At 38.1% G+C, this 24,066-nt stretch carries 20 protein-coding genes; 9 read left to right on the plus strand and 11 right to left on the minus strand.

The window, feature by feature from the left end:
• Nucleotides 1–3: 3 nt before the first annotated feature.
• The 3 genes from CHU_RS18265 to CHU_RS18275 all read right to left on the minus strand — a co-directional run bounded on the left by CHU_RS18265 (nucleotide 4) and on the right by CHU_RS18275 (nucleotide 1,870).
• Entirely contained in the window at nucleotides 4–549 is a 546-nt protein-coding gene (locus CHU_RS18265) for a hypothetical protein (protein WP_011587096.1), read from the minus strand.
• Between the two features lie 124 nt (nucleotides 550–673).
• The gene (locus CHU_RS18270) at nucleotides 674–1,255 is read right to left on the minus strand and encodes a carboxymuconolactone decarboxylase family protein (protein WP_041932496.1); all 582 of its coding nucleotides are present in this window, start codon (nucleotides 1,253–1,255) and stop codon (nucleotides 674–676) included.
• Between the two features lie 57 nt (nucleotides 1,256–1,312).
• Nucleotides 1,313–1,870: a peroxiredoxin gene (locus CHU_RS18275; RefSeq protein WP_011587098.1), complete on the minus strand. Its 558-nt coding sequence runs from the start codon at nucleotides 1,868–1,870 to the stop codon at nucleotides 1,313–1,315.
• Nucleotides 1,871–1,978: 108 nt separating this feature from the next.
• Between CHU_RS18275 and CHU_RS18280 the strand changes: the two genes are divergently transcribed.
• Together CHU_RS18280 and CHU_RS18285 are read left to right on the plus strand one after the other, a co-directional pair.
• Nucleotides 1,979–2,923 carry a hydrogen peroxide-inducible genes activator gene (locus CHU_RS18280; RefSeq protein WP_011587099.1) on the plus strand — a complete coding sequence of 315 codons (945 nt, stop codon included), beginning with the start codon at nucleotides 1,979–1,981 and terminating at the stop codon, nucleotides 2,921–2,923.
• Between the two features lie 149 nt (nucleotides 2,924–3,072).
• Entirely contained in the window at nucleotides 3,073–4,143 is a 1,071-nt protein-coding gene (locus CHU_RS18285; protein WP_011587100.1) for a fatty acid desaturase family protein, read from the plus strand.
• Nucleotides 4,144–4,150: 7 nt separating this feature from the next.
• Here CHU_RS18285 and CHU_RS18290 read toward each other — a convergent pair whose 3' ends face one another.
• Together CHU_RS18290 and CHU_RS18295 are read right to left on the minus strand one after the other, a co-directional pair.
• On the minus strand, nucleotides 4,151–4,777 hold the full coding sequence (locus tag CHU_RS18290; protein WP_011587101.1) for a Crp/Fnr family transcriptional regulator: 627 nt from the start codon (nucleotides 4,775–4,777) through the stop codon (nucleotides 4,151–4,153).
• A gap of 289 nt (nucleotides 4,778–5,066) precedes the next feature.
• A complete protein-coding gene (locus tag CHU_RS18295) occupies nucleotides 5,067–6,158 on the minus strand; it encodes a fatty acid desaturase family protein (protein ID WP_011587102.1) in 1,092 nt (363 codons plus the stop codon).
• Between the two features lie 261 nt (nucleotides 6,159–6,419).
• Between CHU_RS18295 and CHU_RS18300 the strand changes: the two genes are divergently transcribed.
• From CHU_RS18300 to CHU_RS19355, 3 genes are all read left to right on the plus strand, one after another.
• Nucleotides 6,420–6,947, plus strand: coding sequence for a DJ-1/PfpI family protein (locus tag CHU_RS18300; protein ID WP_011587103.1), 528 nt, complete (start codon nucleotides 6,420–6,422; stop codon nucleotides 6,945–6,947).
• Nucleotides 6,948–6,953: 6 nt separating this feature from the next.
• Nucleotides 6,954–7,625 carry an RluA family pseudouridine synthase gene (locus CHU_RS18305; protein WP_011587104.1) on the plus strand — a complete coding sequence of 224 codons (672 nt, stop codon included), beginning with the start codon at nucleotides 6,954–6,956 and terminating at the stop codon, nucleotides 7,623–7,625.
• A gap of 70 nt (nucleotides 7,626–7,695) precedes the next feature.
• Complete coding sequence (locus CHU_RS19355) at nucleotides 7,696–7,854, plus strand: hypothetical protein (RefSeq protein WP_011587106.1); 159 nt, start codon at nucleotides 7,696–7,698, stop codon at nucleotides 7,852–7,854.
• A gap of 138 nt (nucleotides 7,855–7,992) precedes the next feature.
• Here CHU_RS19355 and CHU_RS18310 read toward each other — a convergent pair whose 3' ends face one another.
• The 4 genes from CHU_RS18310 to CHU_RS18325 are packed head-to-tail and all read right to left on the minus strand — an operon-like array spanning nucleotide 7,993 to nucleotide 12,196.
• The gene (locus CHU_RS18310; protein WP_011587107.1) at nucleotides 7,993–8,796 is read right to left on the minus strand and encodes a ChbG/HpnK family deacetylase; all 804 of its coding nucleotides are present in this window, start codon (nucleotides 8,794–8,796) and stop codon (nucleotides 7,993–7,995) included.
• Complete coding sequence (locus tag CHU_RS18315; RefSeq protein ID WP_011587108.1) at nucleotides 8,774–9,769, minus strand: glycosyltransferase family 2 protein; 996 nt, start codon at nucleotides 9,767–9,769, stop codon at nucleotides 8,774–8,776. Before CHU_RS18315 ends, CHU_RS18310 begins: the two co-directional genes overlap by 23 nt.
• A complete protein-coding gene (locus CHU_RS18320) occupies nucleotides 9,756–10,625 on the minus strand; it encodes a lysylphosphatidylglycerol synthase transmembrane domain-containing protein (protein WP_011587109.1) in 870 nt (289 codons plus the stop codon). Before CHU_RS18320 ends, CHU_RS18315 begins: the two co-directional genes overlap by 14 nt.
• The gene (locus CHU_RS18325; protein ID WP_011587110.1) at nucleotides 10,622–12,196 is read right to left on the minus strand and encodes an ArnT family glycosyltransferase; all 1,575 of its coding nucleotides are present in this window, start codon (nucleotides 12,194–12,196) and stop codon (nucleotides 10,622–10,624) included. The genes CHU_RS18320 and CHU_RS18325 overlap by 4 nt, the downstream gene beginning before the upstream one ends.
• Before the next feature lie 190 nt (nucleotides 12,197–12,386).
• Between CHU_RS18325 and CHU_RS18330 the strand changes: the two genes are divergently transcribed.
• Nucleotides 12,387–13,283: a hypothetical protein gene (locus CHU_RS18330; protein WP_011587111.1), complete on the plus strand. Its 897-nt coding sequence runs from the start codon at nucleotides 12,387–12,389 to the stop codon at nucleotides 13,281–13,283.
• Nucleotides 13,284–13,299: 16 nt separating this feature from the next.
• Here CHU_RS18330 and CHU_RS18335 read toward each other — a convergent pair whose 3' ends face one another.
• Nucleotides 13,300–16,113 (minus strand): CHAT domain-containing protein, encoded by a 2,814-nt coding sequence (locus tag CHU_RS18335; RefSeq protein WP_011587112.1) that lies wholly within the window; start codon nucleotides 16,111–16,113, stop codon nucleotides 13,300–13,302.
• A 435-nt stretch (nucleotides 16,114–16,548) separates the two neighbouring features.
• Here CHU_RS18335 and gltB point away from each other — a divergent pair, with 435 nt between their 5' ends.
• On the plus strand, nucleotides 16,549–21,087 hold the full coding sequence (gltB, locus tag CHU_RS18340; RefSeq protein WP_011587113.1) for a glutamate synthase large subunit: 4,539 nt from the start codon (nucleotides 16,549–16,551) through the stop codon (nucleotides 21,085–21,087).
• Nucleotides 21,080–22,582 carry a glutamate synthase subunit beta gene (locus CHU_RS18345; protein ID WP_011587114.1) on the plus strand — a complete coding sequence of 501 codons (1,503 nt, stop codon included), beginning with the start codon at nucleotides 21,080–21,082 and terminating at the stop codon, nucleotides 22,580–22,582. Before gltB ends, CHU_RS18345 begins: the two co-directional genes overlap by 8 nt.
• A gap of 91 nt (nucleotides 22,583–22,673) precedes the next feature.
• On the opposite strand, the gene CHU_RS18350 is transcribed toward CHU_RS18345, so the two are convergent.
• A complete protein-coding gene (locus CHU_RS18350; RefSeq protein ID WP_041932497.1) occupies nucleotides 22,674–23,003 on the minus strand; it encodes a helix-turn-helix transcriptional regulator in 330 nt (109 codons plus the stop codon).
• Between the two features lie 334 nt (nucleotides 23,004–23,337).
• Between CHU_RS18350 and CHU_RS19055 the strand changes: the two genes are divergently transcribed.
• Nucleotides 23,338–23,943, plus strand: a complete 606-nt coding sequence (locus CHU_RS19055) for a hypothetical protein (RefSeq protein ID WP_011587116.1) — start codon at nucleotides 23,338–23,340, stop codon at nucleotides 23,941–23,943.
• The last annotated feature ends 123 nt before the right edge of the window (nucleotides 23,944–24,066 follow it).

Below are 24,066 nucleotides of genomic sequence, written 5' to 3' on the forward strand. Positions count from 1 at the left end.
ATTTTACCAATCTGATTTATTGGCCGGATCATTTTGAAACTCTTTAACAACACGTTTTAAGTCGTCTGTTAAAACAATCAGGTTCGAATTCGTTTTATTTTTAATCGTTACCCAGGATTTACTCGTCATTTTTGTGGCGCCGCATTCAGGCGTAACATTTTCTAATTTCCCGCCTGACGCTTTTACTTTTACATCACCAACATGGACAAAATCCGTTGCGATGTAACGGTACTTTCCATCTTTAATAAAAACAGAAAGTGTAAATGTTACGGCACTCTTTTCTGTCATACTTCCATTGATGTTTGGATACTCAACAGTTGTGGATGCATTATACACCAATTTGTCAGCCGCTTCTTCTTTAAGAGTGAAACCTTGTTTCGTTGCCCACTCTTTTACAACTTTTGTAAGATTGGCCGGAGAAACACCCGTTGCATCAACCACTTCCAAATAGGTTATTTTACCTGTACCTGCATCTACAGGAAGATTTTGGGCAACGGCTGCTGCTGCTACGCCAAGTGTGATAAGTATACTAAGTACAATTTTTTTCATATATGATTATTTTAATACTTAATGATACTTAAATTATTTTAATAATCAAAAGAGTAATATGTTCAAAGTAATAAGTTTAAGAAAGCATCCGTTTCTTAAAACTTAAAACTTATTACTTAAAACCTTAACTCATTACTTTATCCAGACTGGTTATTACGGCAGCTAAACGGATCGCATCCCATACACGCTCTTCCGTCGCACCCATTTCTCTAACAGAATGTTCGTGTGCATTTACACACATTTCACAACCATTCACCGCACTTACCGCCAGACTGATCAACTCGAAAAACTCTTTGCCCAGAACTGGCTTCATCATGATATTCATTTTGATCTTCGCCTGCATGGTATTATAGGATTCTTTTTGCTGGAAATGTCTGAAACGGTAAAAGACATTATTACCTGCCAATAAACTGGCGCATGAAATCGCTTCGTTCTGCTCTTCGATAGTCGCACCTTTTTCAGCCGACAATTTTTGAAAACCGGAAATAAGAATATTGTTTTTTTGATTTGCCGCAATGGATAATGCTAACAGAGCACTTTCCTTTTCGGAAATGTGAGCTGTTACAAGTGCATTGCTGACATTTACTTTAAGGTCTCTTATGTAGCGTGAATCTGCATGATCAAGTATCTGCAATACTTCAGGCGCACTGTTTTCGATGCGCAGCAGCTGTATTAATTCGGAAGATGTTTCTGATATCTGTACCATATAAATGAGGGTTAATTTATGTGCTCAGCATTACCTGAGCACATAAGAGATGAATAATTAAGCATGAATTGTTTCCTGTCCTTTTTCCCAGTTACATGGGCACAATTCATCTGTTTGTAAGGCATCCAATACACGGATAACTTCTTTCACATTTCTGCCCACATTTAAGTCATTTACGCTTACCCAACGGATTATTCCCTGTGGGTCTATAATAAATGTAGCACGCAAGGCCACTTTTTCTGCGGCTTCTAAAATACCTAACTCTTCAGCAAGTGATTTAGAAGTATCAGCCAGCATAGGGAATTTTAATCCACGTAAATCTTCATGATCTCTTCTCCAGGCTGCGTGTACAAATTCTGAATCGGTGGATGCACCGATCAATGTGGTATCTCTGTCTCTGAAATCACCGAACGCATTGTTGAATTCAGCAATCTCTGTCGGACAAACAAATGTAAAATCCTTTGGCCACCAGAACATTACTGTCCATTGATTGTCTTCGTTCACAAGATTTTCAGAAGAGATTTCTGTAAATTCTTTTCCTTTCTCGATGGATACTACAGCTGTTTTTTTGAATGCAGGAAATGCGCTTCCCACGCTTAAGATTCTATTTTGCATAACTCAGAATGTTTTTGTGTAATTGAATGATACAAATGTGCGCCAATGTGAACTATAATTCAAATCGATTGTTTTTATGATATTATAGATTTTAACTATATTGTAAAAATGCTGGCAATCACACTCACTCAATTGGAATACATTGTTGCTGTAGATACATACAGACATTTTGTTACGGCTTCAGAAAAATGTTTTGTTACACAGCCTACATTAAGTATGCAGATCAAAAAACTGGAAGATGATCTTGGCGTTATTATTTTTGATCGAACCAAACAACCGATTGTTCCAACTGAAATCGGAGTAAAGATTATTGAGCAGGCACGTATTACATTGAGTGCGGGTAAAAAAATCCCGGAACTGATAAAGGAAAACAGCAACACTGTTTCCGGCGAATTAACCATTGGTATCATCCCGTCGCTGGCACCCTACCTGCTGCCGCGTTTCATCGGTAATTTCACGCAAAAATATCCGCAGGTTAAAGTTAAGATCATCGAGCTGATGACTGAAGAAATTATTTTTCAATTAAAAAAAGACACACTTGATGTCGGCATTCTTGTTACACCACTTAATGAAGCAGGTGTTATAGAGACACCTTTGTTTTATGAGAAAATGGTTTTATATATCCATAAAGATCATCCGCTGGCAAAAAAGAAAGCACTAAAGGCAACAGATATCGCCACGCCAGATCTTTGGCTATTAAGTAAGGGACATTGTTTCCGTTCTCAGGTAATGAATCTGTGTTCATACCAGCGCTCTGCACAAAATGAACTGCCATTTGAATACGAAAGCGGTTCGTTGGAAACATTGAAAAAATTTGTCGAGAAAGAAGGCGGCTTTACGTTATTGCCTGAACTGGCAATAGATGGTACAATGAAAGAATTGAATGCAAAAGTCAGGCAGTTTGAAACAGTGCCCTTACGTGAAGTAAGTTTGGCCTATACGCGCAACTATTCTAAAATACGTTTATTAGCATTATTAGAAGATGAAATTAAAAAGTCTATTCCTAAAGCATTGTTAACCAAAGACAGAGGGAATATAGTTGATTGGCGCTGAAAACAATTTAAAGATATTGCTATTGTAGCATGGTTCTTGCGATACGGCTCAACAAAAACCTTTGGTTAATAACCAAAAGGAATCAGTATCTTTGCTAAACCGCCAATTCGTTTTCAAAACACGAGTCGATTGTTTGAAAACCTCCCCATATGAAACCTCCTAAATTTCTTATCCCATCTACGCCATTTTTCTCTGAAATGAGAAAAAGAATCAATTCACATTTTATAGAAGTTGAATCAAAACCGACAGGCGGTATCCGTCTATATCTTAAAGCAACCATCATACTTTCTTTTTTTATTGGAATGTATGTACATGTTGTTTTTTTTACTTCATCGTATATATTTATAAGCCTTACTGAATGTATGCTGCTTGGTATTGCAACAGCAGCAATCGGTTTTAATATCATGCACGACGGTGCACATGGAAGCTTCAGTAAAAGAGCCTGGATAAACGAACTGGCAGGTCTTTCGCTTAATGTATTTGGAGCAAATGTATTTATGTGGAAGTCCAAACACAATGTCATACATCATACATTCACAAACATTGAAGGCGTGGACGATGATATTGATGCAAAACCGTTTTTGCGCCTATGCGACAATCAGAAAAAATATCAGATCCATCGGTTTCAGCATTTCTACTTTTGGGCAGTGTATGCCTTTTTATACATGTACTGGATTTTCTTTACAGATTATAAAAAATACTTTACAGGTAAAGTAGGAGAAATCTCCATAAAAAAAATGATTGTGCTGGATCACATAACATTCTGGGGGTTTAAATTAGCCCATATTATGCTGTTTGTAGCACTCCCAATCTACCTGGTAGGTTTCCTTCCCTGGTTTATCGGATTTATGACCTATGCGTTATGTACAGGCTTTATTATGAGTATTGTATTTCAGCTTGCCCACACGGTTGAAGATGCACATTTTCCAATGGTTGATACTGCTACCGGTATGCTGGAAGATGAGTGGGCGTTACATCAATTGAAAACAACAAGCAATTTTGCAACAAAAAATAAAATGGTGTCGTGGTTATCTGGCGGATTAAATTTTCAGATCGAACATCATTTATTCCCTCATATTTCTCACATACACTATCCGGCAATCAGTAAAATTGTAAAACAGGTATGTGAAGAATATGACATCAGATATAATGAATATACGGGTGTACGTTTCGCAATCGTATCTCATATCGTGCATTTAAAACAAATGGGAATGAGATAGCAGTTTTTCAGCTTTTTAAATACTCTTCATTGTCAGCTTCGGCAACACTTACAGTAGCAGGCTGCTGATCATAAACGACAGATTTTCTTGCCTTGATTCTGCTTAAGGATACATTCGTAATTCCTAAGTAAGAAGCTATGTGACGTTGAGAAACACGCATAAAAATATACGGCCGTGTTTCGATCAGTTTGTTAAAGCGTTGTTCGGGAGTTTCAGAAATATAAGAATGCAAGTGATTTGAATAATAGATTAAACGCGACATCAGAATATCCTGTGTGATGTTCGCCATCTCAGGAAGTTTAAGCGCCATTACTTCCAGCATTTCTTTAGTAAGATAGTAGATTGTACTGTGCTCAATCGTTTCGATGAAATATTTACTTGGCGTTTGGTTAAAAAGGCTTTCTACGGAAGCAACCAATTCATCTTCGAAGAAGAATTGTAACGTTATATCTTTACCATCCTTTTCAAATCCCATTCTAACGCTGCCACTTTCAACAATAAAAATTCTATTTGCAACATCATGAAGCAACTGAAGTTTTGTTTTGGGAGCAACTTCAATTTTATGCAGATATTGAATATAGTTTTTCCAGTGGATGTTTAAATCTGCAAGGTATCCTGTACTTTTTGGAATCATAGTAGTAGTGTTTATTTCAATTTAAAAACTGCATTGTTAAATATACAAAATCTTTTTCTGTTGTAAATTTGACGAGTAATAAAATTCGATTTAATTGTCAATATTTAAATATATTTTAAATATATTGTAATTATACTTTATTGCTGTTCCGTGATCCAATAGGCTTATACGTATTTTTCTAAAAAAAGTTAGCGTAAGAATAGCTCTTAAAAATAAAAAAAGTTGATTATCACAAAAAATAAAGGCCGGATTGTATGTCCGGCCTTTATTTCAATAAAATAACAATATTTTATGCAGCTTCCAGGCTGAATTTTTTGAGTACTTGATAATGTGATTGTAGCGCTGTAAAGAATGTATCGTTATATAGATAAGGTACATTCATAGATTCAGCCGTTTCTCTAACAATCTTTGAAATAGCCGGATAATGGATATGACAAACTTTTGGGAACAAATGGTGTTCAACCTGAAAATTCAAACCACCGCAAATAAAGCTTGTTAAGAATGAATCCATCCCGAAGTTGGCAGTCGTACACATCTGATGTACGGCCCATGCTTCTTCAATATTTCCTTCACCATTCGTAACAGGGAAAGATGTCTCTTCAACTACGTGCGCCAATTGAAACACAAGGCCAAGTGTGAAGCCCATTGCAAAGTGCATCGCAATAAAGCCGATCAGGAACTGCCACCAGGTAATATCCAGCACAACTAAAGGAATTACAATAAAGATGGTATAGTTAATTGCCTTGTATAAAAACAATTCGATATAATCTCTTTTTGTATAATGCTTGGTTACATGCTGGCCGATTTTATCCTGGAACATTTTCATATAGTCTTTACGAAGTACCCAGGAAAGGCTTGCAAACCCATACAGGAAGAAGGCATATAAATGCTGGAAACGCTGAATTTTTGATTTTTTATCACCATCTGTAAGTCGGATCAAACCCGGAGCAATGATCAGATCTTCATCGTGCTCTTCAATGTTGGTGAATGTATGATGAACAATATTGTGGCTTACTACCCAAACAGAAATGTTTGCACCCAGAATGTTGAATGTATACGCAAGTAAATTATTCACCCATTCTTTTGAAGAATAGGAACCATGCATGGCATCATGTGAAATATTAAAAGCAGACGCTGCTTTAAATACCCCCATTAACATAGCCAGAATCAGCATGACTGACAAGGAAAAGTTTTGAGAAAGAATCAAACCATAAAAAACCCAAACACCACCAAAGAAAAAGATACTTTTAAAGATCATCAATGCATTTGCATTTTTTGAAATATTATTTTCTTTGAAATATAAATCAACGTTACGCTTCACAGTTGCAAAGAACTGCGAATTTTTAGTGTCGATAAACTTTAAACGAGGAGTTGTTGACATATTTAATACTAGTTAAAACTATGAAAGCATACAAATTTACAATAAAAGCTGCTAGTAATTTAATTTATGTAAGATTTAATGTATTCAAAACGGTGAAAAAACCAGTTATATTGCTGATTTATATTACTTTATTTGGATAGTGATTCATATCACCAAGAGCCTGAAAGGAACGGACCTAATTAAAAAAGCTGAATTTAAATTAGACCAATACTGGGTATATTTGCAAATGTGCCTTTCAAACACATTTAACCTGTATTTAGTATGAAGAAACGTATTGTTATGTTACTTGCATCAGAAAAATTCCGGGATTGTGAATACATAACTCCCAGGGCTTTTTTTGAACAGGCAGGAATAGAAATTGTTACTGCTTCTACAACGGGTTCTTCAACAGGGCGCTTTGGCTATAAGGTTCATGCAGATCTGTTGCTGGAAGAAATAGATGCCCGTACGTTTGACGGAATTTATTTTGTAGGCGGAGCAGGCTCCGCACAATATTTACAGGATGAAATTGCCAAATCTGTCTTCAATTCTTTTTTGCATTTGAATAAGCCGATTGCCGCTATTTGTGCAGCCCCCAGAAATTTACTGAAATGGGATATGCTAAAAAATAAAAGGGCCACAGGTTTTGATGCAGACGGTATTTTTTCAAAAATGGCAGCAGAGCATGGCGCTATAGCTCTTCCGCAGGAAAAAGTTGTTACAGATGGATTAATCCTGACAGCTAATGGTCCGGAAGCCGCCGAAGAAAGCGCCTTGGCATTTATTCAATTACTTCATTCGACACATTAATTTAACATGTCAATTATAATCCAAGTTCCGGACCATATTTTGTATGAAGACAATTACATCCTTGTAGTGAACAAGCCCTGCAGTTTAATGGTAGAGCCGGACAGAAACGGGCATCCTAATTTGTTGCAGCAGGTTCAGAAGTATGTAAAAAAATCATTGCATCCAAACAAGGAAGTATATGTGCAGCATATTCACCGGCTTGACAGGCCGGTGAGCGGTATTGTACTTTTTGCTAAAAAGAAATCCATGCTGAAAGAATTAAGCGAACAGTTTGCACAGCGTACAGTTAAAAAATATTACCAGGCATTAACGCGTAAGGTAACAACCAATGGAAAGGGTGCATTGAATCATTGGCATTTCAAAGATTCTAAAAATAAGAAGGCAATACTTTATAAGGAAGAACAGCAGGAAACATCAGCTGTATCATTAGGATATAGCACGTCAGATTACAATGCAGATTATACGTTGTGGGATATACAGCTGAATACAGGAAAGTATCATCAGATACGTGCTCAATTGTCTTTTGAAGGATATCCCATATTGGGTGATGAATGCTACAAATCTACTGATGTGTATGCACCGAATGCCATTGCCCTGCATGCTTGTAAATTAGAGTTTGTACATCCTGTGAGTAAAGAATCAATGCGTTTGGAAGCACAGCCAAATTGGCTTGTATAAGTGAATTAAAAACTTTTATTAAAATATAGCATATGGAAAATTATGCGGTTGTATTAAGCTATTAGCATTAATGATTGGCTTTTCAGCAGTTGCTGATAAAATAAAACTGCCATACCTCATTCTTCTTATTGTTGTAGGTATTGCTATTGGCTTTGTCCCCAACGATGCCGGAAATAGAACTGAATCCGGATATAATCTTTTTAATTTTTCTGCCGCCATTATTATATGACGCAGCATTTAATATTTAAATAAATGAATTCCGAACCAATCTGAACACAATAAGTACATTAGCTATTTCACTTGTTGGCCAAGGCTTAACATTGCCGTGGCTTGTAAAAAAACTCAGCATATTAAATAACCAACAATGTTAAATGTATCTGTATTGTGAACGTTCAATGCCAGTTCCGTTTAATAATATATCCCAGTCACATTTTTTCAAAAAATCATATTCTTTTTTTCGTTGCAGATAAGAGCCGGCTTTATCTTCCCGTGCAGGGTGGCACATCCATTCAATGGTCGAATAATGGGATAGAGAAAGTTTTTTTAGTATAGGTTGAACATCGGTTGAAAACGAAAATCCGGAGTGTGTAAAATCCGTCACCAACACATCCGGACTATTGAATTTATTTAAATTATTTTTTGTGCACTGATAAAAAAAATAAATCAAATACCTTCTGATATTTTTTACCTCCAGTGGCCGGCACCGGCGGATATTTTTAACACCAATCTCATGCAGCGCCTGGGTGATCATTCCGCTTAAAAACGGATATTGATGAATGTGCTGGTGACTATCGGCATGCGTTATATCGATTCCATGATCGGACAAATAATAGTATTGTGACTTTATTTCGAGAAGTACATCGCTATAATTTAGTTCGCCAAAAAATGCCCGCTGAAATAATGTTTTAGAATCATAAAAATTTCCGCACGCATCGTGCAGCGTAGATCTTGTTGAACCTGATAATGCCTGGCCGGAATTTAAACAAACATGTATACCCAGCGAAGCCCGATCCTGAAAAGGACTGATAGCACGCAATACATCACTGTCGCAATAATTTGCTAATAGCGTAACGTTATGAATGCTGTCTGATTGCAGCAGGTCAATTATAGCTGCGTTTGCATCTAGATCCCAGCCATAATCGTCTGTATTAAGAAGCAGCCTTTTTTTCATTTTGTGTATTCGTAATAATGGAACGGATAGAGTAGGGCGACATTCTTTTTTGCCCGAAATAATTATAAACGCCTACTTCAGCAAGAATGCCGATGCTTATAAAAAGCATGCCCATAATCACCAGCATACAACTGGAGAAAAACTCTACGATATACTGTTCTTTAATATTTAAATGGAAAAATAAATTACCAATACTAAAACCCGCAACACAAACCAGTCCTATAAAAAGCATACCAAAGCCTATGCTTCCAAATAACCGGAATGGTTTTTTTAAATACGAAACAAAAAATTTCAGAAAAATTAAATCAAGAAGCACTTTCCATATTTTATTCATTTTGTAATTACTGACACCGTGTAAACGTTCGTGAATCGTTATCGGTATTTCTGTATAGCGGATTCCCTTGCGTGCAACAATTGCCCCTAAAAACCGATGATTGTCGCCTAATAAATTAGATTGCTTTAACAAATAGGCTCTGTATGCTTTGTACGTGGCGCCAAAATAACTCATATCGACCTGCGCCAGTTTACGGATCAGTTTATGGGCCATGGCTGACAGCTTGCTTTTCAACCAGCTATCCGGCCTTTTTTCTTTTGAGCCACCAACCAGATCATACCCTTCTTCTATTTTTTTCATAAAGCGGATAATATCCAGTGGATCATGTTGCAAATCCCCATCCATCGCAATAATTACATCTCCTTTGGCTAATTCAAATCCGGCACGCAATGCAATTGTCTGTCCATAATTACCCGCCAGGTCAATACCTTTCAATTCAGAAAACACCAGGCACATTTCTGAAATAATATCCGCAGAATCATCCGTGCTTCCATCATTTACTAAAATAATTTCAAAGCGATGCGGTAACGAAGAGAGTACCTGGTGTAAACGGCTGCAGAGTTCCGCAATATTTTTTTCTTCGTTGTAGACCGGCACCACAACGGAAATTTTGTTAATTACAATATCAGGACGCGGCATAATAATTATTTTTTTTAATGGGATTAAACACAAAGTATATTCCGAAGAGAGAAACAGTTAAAGAGATCAGGTAGAATAACAAGCCAATACAAACAGCAGCGTCTTTGTCAAGTAAGAAATAAGCAGAGGCTGCCAGGAATGTATATTCTCTCGCGCCTAAACCGCCAATGCTTACAGGTAACACAGCAACAATAGAGGACAATAAAAAGGCGAACAGATAAAGCATGTACATTCCATCAATATCCAGCGCAAAAGAAATACATAGCGCACAGAAACACTGCAGTATCTGTACAAGCCAGGAAAGTAATTCTGTCTTTAAGAATACAAGGCCGGTAAAGAACGTGCGACAAAAAAATCTGTAGTAGAATATATTTATAGAAAGCACAAGAAAAGAAGCCGCATATATAGAAGGAATGGGATAGGAAACAGTTAATAAAAGAAAAGCCAGATTACAAAGTGCTACAAGGCCGCTGACCCGATCAAAAAAAACCACTTTGGTAATTGGTACATGCGCATAACCAAAATCATTTTTTATTTTGATCACTTTATATGCATCTCCGCCAATACCACCCGGAAGAATGATATTATAAAGCATGCACAATAAATAAAGCTTGTGGCTGTATGAATCAGGAATGGACAAATTATTTTTATCGAATAACAGATGCAGGCGAATGGAAGAAAATAGTTTGGATAAAATAAATAAACAGACTGCCGCCAATAACCAAAAAAGTTTAACATGCAGAAGAAGCTGAAAAATAAAATCGACAGATATTTTTGTATACACGAAGTATAAAGCAAGGCAGGTTACCAAGAGCTTTATGGAAAATACCAGGTATCGTTTTGTGGGGGCGTTCATTTTTTTACCAAATACAGTGTTGTGTTATCATAAGAGACCTGAAAACTATAGAGTATAGTTAAATGATATCTCTTTTTTAGCGCATAACGGTTGCAGATGTAATAATTACCAGCTACCGGCGGCCGTTTCTTTTGATGAATGATTTGCTTTTTATTCAGCGTGATATAATAAAGTATGTCATCATTGATCGGTGGATATGCCAATAGATATAAAGGTTTACTTTTTGTAAGGGCAGCAATGGTAGCACCGATCTGCTTGTTTACACTTTCTGTAGCTTCTTTAGCCCGTAAAGGTAAAATGTATAAGTTAAAGCTGATACGGAGTATGACCAACAGTATGAAAAGAGAGAATATGCTGTTTAATTTTTTTGTGATAGTCACATACAGCAGTATGCAAATACCCGCCAATGGAATACCTGTCTTTAAAACGGAATATTCAATAAAACTGAATCTGTTGAGGAATGGAAGAATAAGGATTGTAACACCTGATACTAGCTGCAAGACCAAAACAATTTTTGAAATAGATGTTTCGACTTTATCGGAATAAATTTTTTGAAATAGATAAAAAGTGACCGTGAAAAATAATGGTAAAAACATAAATAAATACCGTGCACGTGTTTCTGCTGACAACCAGTACAAAACTATGTTACAGCCTATGATTATAAAGGAAACAAAAACAAAATCATTTTCTTTAAGCAAGAAAATACTGTTTCGTCTGAAAAATAAAAGTAGCAAGAGACTGAATGGTAAAAAGTCAGCAATGAATTGAAAAGGAAAGGATGCAATATGAATCAATGTTTCATTAAACCCTACAGAAGCAGGAGTGCGTTGTGTAGATTGATGAAGGAGGGTATTGAAGACGGTTTCAAGTGACATACGCTCGCTGTATTCATAATAGTAGATAGAAAGTAATAAAATAAAAATGCAAATGCCGGCTGCGTGTGCACAGCTGATAAGCGCACGGAATTTTTTTCTGTAAATAAAAACACTTAATAATGTAAAGAATTGAAAGGTACACGCGGGAAAACCTTTAAGGAAAAAACCAATTGTACAGAGTATATAAGAGCCGGCAAATAAATAAAAGTAGCTTTCTTTTCTGGATTGGATTAGTATCAGATAAAAGTTAGCAACAACGATTAAGGAAAATACCGGATCAATGTATCCCATCATTGAATCGTAAAAGAGAATGCGGCCGCAGGTTAAAAATGCCAGGCTGCTCCACAAAGCAATTTGTTTGTTTACATGTTTTGAACAAACGATGAAATGCAGAATGCTTAAAATAAAAAAGCTACCTGTGGAAATAATCCGCAGGTGCCATTCAGAAAAATTTTTTGTATGCTTTATTAAAAAGCCAACGATCCAATTAAACAAAGGTGGCTTGTTTAAATAAGGTTCACCGGCAATTGTAGGAAATACATAATCGCCGCTCAGGACCATTTCTAAGGACACAAGCGCACGTATCGGCTCATCTGCCAGTACCGGCATCAGTCCTAAATTAATATTGAAAACAATAAAGATAAGTAAAAGGAAAACAATAAAGATTGTATCTTCCTTTTGGAAATGAGATAACATTCATTAAAAGTATTGAATAGAAGTTACCAGAATGTTATCGCAGAATTATATTGAAGCGAAGGAATGATTATTATATTGTTACCTTTGCTTTACCAACAGCAGAAAAAAATATATTGGAACAATTTAAAAAAACCAAAATTTGCGTTTCGTAAAAGATTTTTATTTTATAGATTTATAAAAAGCCCGGTAAATGATCCAAAAAAATAACATCGAAGTATATTTTCTTACTATATTATTAAGGATTTCATTTGTTGGTGTTCTGCTAATAACATTTTTTGACCTGGTTTTTGAATCCGGAAAATCCAGCGTAACAAGCAGCAACATTGTAGACATAATCATATTGGTCTGTATTGGTTTGGCTTTTATATTACTTCATTTTAATAAATACCATGCAGCTGTGATAACTGCCACGTTTACGCCATTAACTGCACTGTTTTATTCAAATATCTATCTGCCGCATTCGACCACAGCCATGGCAGCTATTATCGCTATCGGTTTCTCTTTTTCAATTTTGCTTAACGGGATCAGCAGAAAAATTATGCATGCGTATGTAGGCTTTGGTATGGCTGTTGTATTTTATTTTCAGTTTGCCGAACCGAGTTTATATTTAAAGACCAGTTCGGGAGAGGTGATCACTACATTTATTTTTTACGCCGTTGTTTATAGCATCATCACATTTTCAGCAACAGCACTCAAGTTAAAATACGATTCCATCAACCGGGAATTAATCTCTAAAAATCAGGAACTGCTTGAAAAAAATATCCTGATGGAAAAAAAGAATCAGGAATTAATTGAAAGCGAAAACCAAATGAATGAAATCAACATACATTTGGAGCATATTGTGGAAGAACGTACTAACAATGTTAAAAGCAAAAATGAATATTTAGTAAAATACGCCTTTGCTAACGCGCATCACGTAAGGGGGCCGTTGGCACGTATTTTAGGCCTGCTTCAGCTTGCTAAAATAGAAACAACAGTTGATTACCCTTTTTTATTCAAAAACATTGAGCAGCAGGCCGAAGAAATTGATGAAGTATTAAAAACCATAAATAAGGAACTGGAAGAAGGGCAGGATATCTTTTTCTAGTTTCCTCCATTTTCTTTTACTGAATCAATACAAACGCTCCCCAGTAATACGGTTCCTTGTAAAGGGTTTTTAATTCCGCCTGAGCAGCCTTAAACGCTTTTTGTTTATCTGCTAATACCAGATAATTTTTATAAAAGCTGGTCATTAATTTTTGAGTTGCTTCATCATTTACTTTCCACAAGCTCATAATTAATGCATCTGCTCCTGCTACAAGAAATGCACGCTGCAGCCCATATACACCTTCGCCATTTTTTACATCTCCCAGGCCCGTTTCACAGGCGCTCATAACTACAATTTCTGTTTTGTCTAAATTCAGATTCATTACTTCATAAGCGGTTAATACGCCATACTCGGCGTTGGCATCAATTGTCGCTTCCGCATTTGCCAACAGCAGCCCTGAACGCAGCATAGGATTCAGCGCGGAATGTTCCGAACCAATGCCCATCGTTTTGTCCTCACCTTGTGTTTCGGCAATAAAAAATCCATGGGTAGCTATATGTAAAATTTTAGGATTAGATACTTTACGGATATTCTGTTCCGAAGCTTCATTCTGAACATACGTTGTAACCTTATATCCTTTTGCTGTAAGCTGTGTTTTGACTGATTCAATTTCAACCTTTGTTCCCGGAAGCGGAGCGATACTTCCGGCAGTTCCAAAGACAGGATTACCAATCAATACGGCACTTGCAGCTGCAGTAGAAGCTGCGGCAGTTTTAAGTTTAATAATATCTTTTGAATTGGAAATAAGCTGAATATTTTTTTTATCCAGTAAATACGTTCCATCAGAAAATCTCAGTGTGCTGATATTTAATTGGCTGTATACACCATCCATAGATACGAAGATGGATTTTTTACCACTGGTCTTTTTATCAATCTCTTCCCAGTACTGTGTATACGAATACACATCGGCGAGTTTATTTTTAATCGAATTTCTATAATAGGCCAGGTATTTTTTTTCGAGCTGGTTGCCGTTCTTTAGTAAAACGAATGCTGGCAGGCTCATTTCTTTTGTAAGCACCAACGCACCATAATAAATAGTATCCGTTTTAATTTTATCAAATTTTGTAATGTGTATGATTTCGACAGCCGCATCATCCGTACCCAGGGCAAGCTGTATATTTTTCCACGTTACAGGTGCGTTTGTATAACCGGATTTAAAAACTGCTGAATGGGCAGAAAGATTTTTTTCTTTTGAATTAGCTGAACGTTCAATCGAATCTAAATTAATACGCTGTTCAGCCAGTTCAGATTTTGACATGCTGTATAACCGTGAAAGACTTTCTTTAGCATCCAGCCATTCCTGATATTCTTTAATTAAAGAAGCGTCTCCGCTGCTTAATATCTGTTGGCGGGTTTTGTTTGCAGCATTTAATAACAATGCTTTTGTTGCCAGCTGATAGGTATATAATTGTCCTGTCAGCGCTGGCAGCTCTTTATACGTATCGGCAACAAAAGCTGCATAATGATCAAAGTGCGGATGCATTTTATCCCAGAAACGCGCTTTTTCGGCATCACTGAGAGCTGCAAAATATTCATTGATCAAAAGCATATTCTGATCCAGTACCGTTTGAAAACCGGATGATGCTACGGAATATTTTTTTGCCTGCCAATCCAGCAAGGCAATGCATTCTTTAGTCTGCAAAACATCCGGATGGTTTTCACCAAGAGCTGCAATACGTATGGAGAGTGCTTTTGTAAGGTTTGTATAAGCGGCCGGCTGCTGATCCTGTGTTCTGTAGTAATTTCCTAAATTCTGCAATACACCTGCATAAGATGGGTGATTGGCACCGAATTTTTTCAAATAAATATCTGCTGATTTTTTTAATAACGACTCTACTTCTGAAGTTTTGTTCATCTGCATATATAGTTCGGCCTGTAGATTTAATAAATGCGCATAATCGGGGTGGCTGCTGCCTAAACGTTTTTCTTTAATGGCGATGGCCTTTTTATAGATCTCATCTGCTTTGGAATAAGAGCCCATTTCCTCATACAGCAAGGCCTGGTTGATCAGCAGGCGCTGATAGTTCGTTGATTTTTCAGTCATTTCCGCAGACGCAATTCGTATTGCTTCTGCCAATAACTGATCAGCCTGCTGAAAACGCCCCATTTCTTCAAAGAGCATGGCCTGGTTATTTAATGTAATGGCATAAGCAGGCGATTGCTTTCCCGGATTGATTGCATTCAATTGAATGGCCTTTTCCAGCAGTTTTTCTGCTTCGGTATATTTGCCCAAATCTTTATATAAAACACCCAGATTATTTACAGATGAACCATAAGCAACACTGGATTCGCCGGATTGTGTTTTACGAATATCAATAGCCAGCTTGTCAAATTCTTCTGCTTTCGAATACCGGCCCATGGTATGATACAACAAGCCGATATTTGCAAGTACTTTGCTGTAGCCTGCTTCAGCGGTTAGTCCATTACTTTCATAAATGAGCTTTGAACTTAAAAAAGTATTTTCGGCCGCATTGAATTTGTTGGAAGCGTACATCATTTCCCCAACTTCATTGTTTTCTTCCGCTTTTTGTAAAGGCGTTAAGGAAGATCCATCACTTTGCCTTAACACATCTGAAAACATCTTTTGATTGCGCAGCCATTTTTCTTCGTTTTCATATAAACCCGCATTGTCGCTGAGTGAAATGGCATAATTAAAACTAGTGGTGTCGTATTCGGCTTTGCTTTTATCTAATTGCGTAACGAGTGCATTTTTTGTTTTAGTAAGAATAGCAGAGGTGGAAACGCCGCCAATTGACCCCGGGATTTTAGGAAGCTGGGAAAATGCTGTAACCGGAGCCAGTAAAAAGAAAAGTACAAATAGCTTGTTCATTACCTGTTAAATTTAGATTCAATCTAAATTTAACAGGTAATGAACGGAAAAGGTAGAAAAAAGCCCTTTTTGGCATCAAAAAATTAATGAAATCAGGCATAACATTACATTCTGCTCATTTTCAAACTATTTTCGGCGAATGAGTTTATTTTTTTCAGAAATAATATGTAAATTTAAAGTCGATTTGTGCTTTAAACCTACTAAAACAATTTATTCTGGTACTATTCTAAGAATAATCTATAGAAGTTTTAGAAAAAAACTCGATTCTGAATCAAAAACGAAATATTTTGAAAACCGACCTAAAGTCAGTACAAATATTTGAAGAACAGAATCTGAATAAAATTTGTTAGAGGTTTTGATAGCATAAACAACAAACACCCCAAGTACCCAAGTAATAGTATCTGTTCTAGTAATTATTATAATAACAAAGTGTAGATGAGAGAGAACAATCAAACCGGTCTGTATGATTCTAGTTTCGAGCATGATTCATGCGGAATTGGTTTCGTAGCCAACCTGAAAGGTAGAAAATCTCATGAAACAGTTGCAAATGCCCTACATATGCTTGAGCGTATGGAACACCGTGGCGCGTGCGGTTGTGAGACTAATACCGGCGATGGTGCTGGTATCCTTCTTCAGGTTCCCCATGAATTTTTCGTGGATGAATGTGTCAAGATTGGCATTAAATTGCCAGCCTTTGGCGAGTATGGTGTCGGTATGTTATTCCTTCCGAAGGATGAGAAGCTGAAGGAAGAGTGTAAGAAGATATTAAGTCGCCAGGCCGAGAAGCTGGGTCTGGCAGTTTTAGGCTACAGACTTGTTCCTACAGATGATTCAATGATCGGCGATAGCGCGATTGCTGTTGAACCTTCTGTTGAGCAATTCTTTGTGAAGCGGCCGGATAGCGTGAAGGATGTGGAAACATTCGAACGTAAACTATACGTACTTCGCAACTACTCTACACGTATTGTTAAAGAAACATTGAATAATGAAGAAGTGAATCAGCGTTTTTATTTCGCGTCATTCTCTTCCAGAACTATTATCTATAAAGGTCAGCTGATGACCGCGCAGGTAAAACAATTCTATCTTGATTTACAAAGACCGGAAATGGTTTCTGCATTAGCGGTTGTTCACTCCCGTTTCTCTACCAACACATTCCCGTCATTCAAATTGGCGCAGCCTTTCCGTTACATCGCACACAATGGTGAGATCAACACGGTAAAAGGTAACGTAAACTGGATCCGTGCGCAGGAAGCATTGTTAACTTCTACTGTATTTACAAAAGAAGAAATTGAAATGCTGTTACCGATCTGCGATCCGGGGAACTCAGATTCAGCACACTTAGATAACGTAATTGAATTACTTGTATTAAGCGGTCGTTATTTACCACACGTAATGATGATGCTTGTACCGGAAGCATGGGACGGAAACGAAGCCATGTCTGAAGTAAAACATGCGTTCTACGAATACCACGCTGCAATGATGGAACCTTGGGATGGCCCGGCTTCTATTTCATTCACAAACGGTAAAATTGTAGGCGCAACGTTAGATCGTAATGGTCTTCGTCCTTCCCGTTGGTGTTTACTGGAAGATGATACGGTGATCATGGCATCGGAAGTTGGCGTTATTGATGTTGATCCTTCAAAAGTTGTTACAAAAGGACGTCTGCAGCCAGGTAAAATGTTCGTGGCTGATTTAGAGCAAGGACGTATTATTTCGGATGAAGAACTTAAAAATGATATCTGTACACGTAAGCCTTATGGTGAGTGGCTGAAAAACAAAATCAAATTAAGCGAACAGCCGGAACCTCAGGTAATCTATAATCAACCGGATGCAGCAGCCTTGTTGAAAAAGCAGCAGGTGTTCGGTTATACATCAGAAGATTTACGTTTGATCATCGGTGAAATTGCAACTACTGCTTACGAACCGCTTGGTTCAATGGGTATAGATACACCGCTTGCAATCCTGTCTGATCAGGCAATGCATTTATCTGCGTACTTCAAACAATTGTTTGCGCAGGTAACCAATCCGCCGATTGACCCGATACGTGAGCGCATGGTTATGTCGCTTGTATCGTATGTAGGCGGTTCATTAAACCTGTTGGATGAGTCTCCATACCATTGTCGTATGGTTGAATTGCACCAGCCGGTTTTAACAAATAATGATTTAGAAAAACTTCGTCAGATTGATGATAAGCATTTCCAGACAAAAGCATTGGAAATAACATTCAAGGCAGACGAAATGCCGGGCAGCTTAGAAAAGGCATTGACCCGCATCTGTAAGTATGCTTCAGACGCAGTTAATGACGGCTACTCGATTATATTATTAACCGATCGTAAAGTTGACAGCGGACACACGCCGATTCCTTCATTACTGGCTACTGCAGCGGTACACCACCATTTAATCCGTGAAGGACAACGCGGTAAGGTGGGTATTGTGGTAGAATGCGGTGACGCCTGGGAAGTACATCATTTCGCAACATTAATCGGTTACGGTGCATCTGCTATCAATCCATACTTAGCGTTCGAAACAGTAATCGGAATGAAACGCAGCGGCGAACTTCAAACGGAGTTAGCTGAAGAGAAATTGATTTACAATTACATCAAAGCAATTGATAACGGTTTGTTGAAAGTATTCTCTAAAATGGGAATCTCTACACTTCAGTCGTACCAAGGTGCACAGATCTTTGAAGCATTAGGTATCAGTTCTGAAGTAATAGATAAGTATTTTACCAATACCGTTTCAAGAATTGGCGGCTTATCGTTAGATGGCATTGCGAAAGAAGCGTTGATCAAGCATGAGCAGGCGTATCCGAAAGTACCGGTACCACGTCCGAAACTGGAAGTGGGTGGTATCTATCAGTGGAAACGTCGTGGTGAATTCCACTTGTTCAATCCGCAAACAATCCATTTATTACAGCAGGCTTGCCGTAAAGGTGATTACCAGGTATTCAAGAAATATTCAAACCTGATCGATGATCAGAGTGTGAAAGCAATCACACTACGTGGTTTATTGAAATTCAAACAAACACGTGAGTCTATTTCAATTGACGAAGTTGAACCGGCAACTGAGATTTACAAGCGTTTTGCAACTGGTGCCATGTCATTCGGTTCAATTTCTCACGAAGCGCACTCTACACTTGCCATTGCGATGAACCGCATCGGTGGTAAATCAAACTCCGGTGAAGGTGGTGAAGATGAAATCCGTTTTGACCGTAAGCCAAATGGAGATTGGGAACGTTCTGCTATCAAGCAGGTAGCTTCAGGTCGTTTCGGTGTTACAAGTTATTACTTAGCGAATGCAGACGAGCTTCAGATTAAAATGGCACAAGGTGCTAAGCCGGGTGAAGGCGGTCAGTTACCAGGCCACAAAGTGGATGACTGGATCGGTCGTGTACGTCACTCTACGCCGGGTGTAGGTTTAATTTCTCCTCCTCCGCACCACGATATTTATTCTATTGAAGATTTAGCACAGTTGATTTTCGATTTGAAAAACTCAAATCCAAAAGCGCGTGTAAGTGTTAAGCTGGTGTCTGAAGCAGGGGTTGGTACTATCGCGGCGGGTGTTAGTAAAGCACACGCTGATTTAGTATTGATCGCCGGTTACGATGGTGGAACAGGAGCTTCTCCGATCAGTTCGATCCGTCACGCAGGTTTACCCTGGGAACTTGGTTTAGCTGAAGCGCATCAGACATTGGTTAAAAATAAATTAAGAAGCCGTATCACGGTCCAGTCCGATGGACAGATCCGTACCGGTAAAGATTTAGTTGTAGCTGCGTTATTAGGTGCAGAAGAATTTGGTGTTGCTACCGCAGCGCTTGTTTCTGTAGGCTGTATTATGATGCGTAAGTGTCACCTGAATACATGCCCGGTAGGTGTTGCAACACAAAATAAAGAACTTCGTGCATTATTCAGCGGTGAGCCTGAACACGTAGTAAACATGTTTACGTTCCTTGCTGAAGAAATGAGAGAGATCATGGCTGAGCTTGGTTACAGAACAGTTGACGAAATGGTTGGTCAGGTTCAGAACCTAGAAAAACGTACGGACATCAATCACTGGAAATTCAAAGATCTTGATTTAAGTAAAATCTTATACAAAGAAGAAGCTGGTCCGGAAGTTGGATTATACAAAACAGAAGCACAGGATCACGGAATGGATAACATCCTGGATCTTACACTTGTGAGAGATGCAAAAGCTGCGTTAGATAATAAAGAGGTTGTTAAAGGCGAATATAAAATTGAAAACATTGACCGTTCTGCCGGCACCATGCTTTCGTACGAAGTGTCTACAAGACATAAAGGACAAGGCTTACCGGATGCAACGATTCAATATAAATTCAATGGTTCTGCCGGACAAAGTTTTGGTGGTTTCTTAGCACCGGGTATTCAGTTTGAATTAGAAGGTGAAGCAAATGATTATTGGGGTAAAGGTTTATCCGGTGGCCGTTTGATTCTGTATCCATCTAAACAGGCGAAGTTCAAGCCAAGTGAAAACATCATTGTTGGTAACGTAGCATTCTACGGAGCTACAAGCGGTGAGTCATATATCCGAGGACAGGCCGGTGAGCGTTTCTGTGTTCGTAACTCAGGCGCGAAAGCAGTTGTTGAAGGTGTAGGTGATCATGGTTGCGAATACATGACAGGTGGTTTGGCTGTAATCTTAGGAGAAACAGGCCGTAACTTTGCAGCAGGTATGAGTGGTGGTGTTGCTTATGTGTATGACAAAGCAAGAACATTCCCGGCACGCTGCAACATGGAAATGATTGAATTTGATGTATTGGATACAGAAGACAACCAGACATTAAAAACAATGATTGAAAATCATTTGAAATATACAGGTAGCGATGTAGCGCAGGCTATCCTTAACAATTGGGATAATGCAGTGAAGGATTTTGTTAAAGTAATGCCTTCAGATTACAAAGCAGTTTTGTTAAAAAGAAAAAGTCAAGGAAATAAGGAGGCCGTAATCAATGGGTAAACCAACGGGATTCATGGAATTCGGCAGAGAATTGCCAGGAAAAAGAGATCCGCAAGCACGTCTTAAAGACTACAAAGAACTCTATTTAGATTTCTCTGCTACACAAATAAAAAATCAGGCGGCACGCTGCATGAACTGCGGTGTACCGTTCTGTCACAGCGGTTGTCCGCTGGGTAACATCATACCTGAATTCAACGATGCGGTATACAGAAACGATTGGGAAGAAGCTGCAGAGATCTTATTCTCTACAAACAACTTCCCTGAGTTTACAGGAAGAATCTGTCCTGCGCCGTGTGAAGCATCTTGCGTGCTTGGTATCAACAAACCTCCGGTAACGATTGAAAACATCGAGAAGAGCATTGTTGAAACAGCATTTGAAAAAGGTATCTTAAAACCAAACCCTCCTAAGAAACGCACAGGTAAAACGGTTGCGGTTGTAGGTTCAGGTCCTGCAGGCTTAGCTGCTGCGGCTCAATTGAACAGCGCCGGTCATACGGTAACGGTATTCGAACGTGCCGATCAGGTAGGTGGTTTGTTGCGCTACGGTATTCCGGATTTCAAATTAGAGAAATGGGTAATCGACCGTCGTGTAAAATTGATGGAAGAAGAAGGCGTAATCTTCAAAACGAATACAAACGTTGGTGTTACAGTAAAAGCAAAAGATATCGTTAAAGAATTTGATGCAGTTGTATTAACAGGCGGTTCAACAGTTGGTCGTGATTTGCCGATCCCGGGAAGACAATTCAAGGGCGTGCATTTTGCGATGGAATTTTTGAGTCAGCAGAACAAACGCGTTGCTAACATCAAACCTGAAATTGATCATACAGGCGAAGCCTATAAAAACGGCGATTTATTAGCTACCGCTAAAAACGTAGTTGTAATCGGTGGGGGTGATACAGGTTCAGATTGTGTGGGTACTTCAAACCGTCATGGTGCGAAGAGTGTATTGCAATTTGAATTGATGCCAAAACCACCTGAAAATAAAAACGAAACAACGCCATGGCCAAACTGGCCGATGATCCTGCGTACATCTACTTCACACGAAGAAGGTTGCGATCGTTTGTGGTCAATCACTACAAAAGAATTCATCGGTGATGCAGACGGGAACTTAACAGGATTAAAAATTGCTGAGATGGGCTGGGTAACTGCACCGGACAGCAAGCTTCCGAAGTACCAGGAATTACCGGGTACAGAGCGTGTTATTCCATGTGAGTTGACATTGCTGGCAATGGGTTTCTTACATCCGCAGCATGCTGGCATGCTGAATGAATTGGGTGTAGAATACGATGAGCGCGGCAACATCAAAGCAAATGGAAAATATCAGACAAACGTAGATAAAGTATTTACGGCAGGTGATATGCGCAGAGGTCAGTCACTGGTCGTTTGGGCAATCTCAGAAGGCCGTGAAGCAGCACGTAATGTAGATATTTTCTTAATGGGTACTACTAGCCTTGAAGCAAAAGATCACGGTATGCTGGATACGGTCTACGCATAAGTAAAAGTTAAAATTGTATAATATATAAATAAAAATGCCCCGGAGAAATTCGGGGCATTTTTTATTCATCAGACCTGTAAGGTTCAGCAGTTCATTTTTTCAGCAGCTTATTATATTCTTCAAGCAACGTAATGTATTTCCCTTTCCAATAATCCACATCCGCTTTCAGTTGATCCATATCTCTGATGTTGTATTTTTCCTGCGGATCTTCAGTGCTATTTTTAACAAGCTTGGGAAAATTTTCAGAAAAATCGTGATGGATAATTGCGCCGATTTTTAAAATGGTGTCATTATCTACATCCACGCGGTCAAAAATATTGTACACGGTTTTGCGGGTTACCTGTAAGCTTTTAGCAACCTGTGTAACAGATATACCGCTTTGATTTACAGCTTCCTTTATGATTTCGCCTTTGTGTACCATATTTATACAAAATTGAGAAACCTTTCTCAAAATTTTGGAAGCATATATTATACTATAGTGTATAAATAATGTTCATAAATATGTATAATTGTATAATTTTTATAGGTGTTAGTTGTATATGTAATTTGCCAATACGATATGGACATTAGAAATACAATAATCTAATATAGCTTACAACCAAATTCATCACGCTCAATGCTCGGTAGTAAAAAATAAAAATGCTTAAAAATCAACTTTTAAAATTTCAAAATCGACTTACCTTGGAGTCCAGAAACCATATCAAAAACGGGGCGATACTGAAAAGCCATACGAGTAGGAATTAAAAAAACATAGTATGAAAAAAATCAACATTTTACTTTTAATTGTTGCAGCTATTGTAACATTCAGTTCTTGTACAAAAGAAGAGGAAGTTAAACCTGCCCCCACACGTTTACAAATCACTGTCAGAGATGAATTAGGTAATGCAGTATCCGGATCAATTGTTAAGTTATATGCTACAGAAACAGATTGGGAGAATGAATCAAATCAGGTAGGTTCAACACAGGTTTCAGACGCATCCGGTATTGTAACATTCTCAGATTTGTCCGCAATTAAATATTACTGGTTCGCAGAAAAAGATTGTAAAAACAACGCTAATGGTGCTGTCACTACAACTACTGCTTTGACAGTTAATGTTACCAATACAAGTAATACAGTTCTTTCAAGCACAGGTACATTATCGTTCAATAATACATCAACAAACCCTTACCGCGTGTTTGTAAATAATGTTGAAGTGTTTACCATGAACGGTCAAACGACAGAGCAAATAGATTATGTTCCAGCAGGTTCATATTCCATACGAGTATTACAGGTAAGTGGCTATGCTGTTTATCCAACAGATCAAACGTATACTGGAACTGTAAGCTGCGGGACTGCTCTTTCAGTTGTTTTTCCTCAATAGTAATTGTAAATAATTAAATTTTAAAGGATGCTTTTTTTAAATGCATCCTTTATTTTTATCGCTCCAGCGCAACAAAAAGGTAATTATTTTTGAATTTTGTTGCCTATAAACAACAAAATTTAA

Source organism: Cytophaga hutchinsonii ATCC 33406, from assembly GCF_000014145.1.
GTDB lineage: Bacteria > Bacteroidota > Bacteroidia > Cytophagales > Cytophagaceae > Cytophaga > Cytophaga hutchinsonii.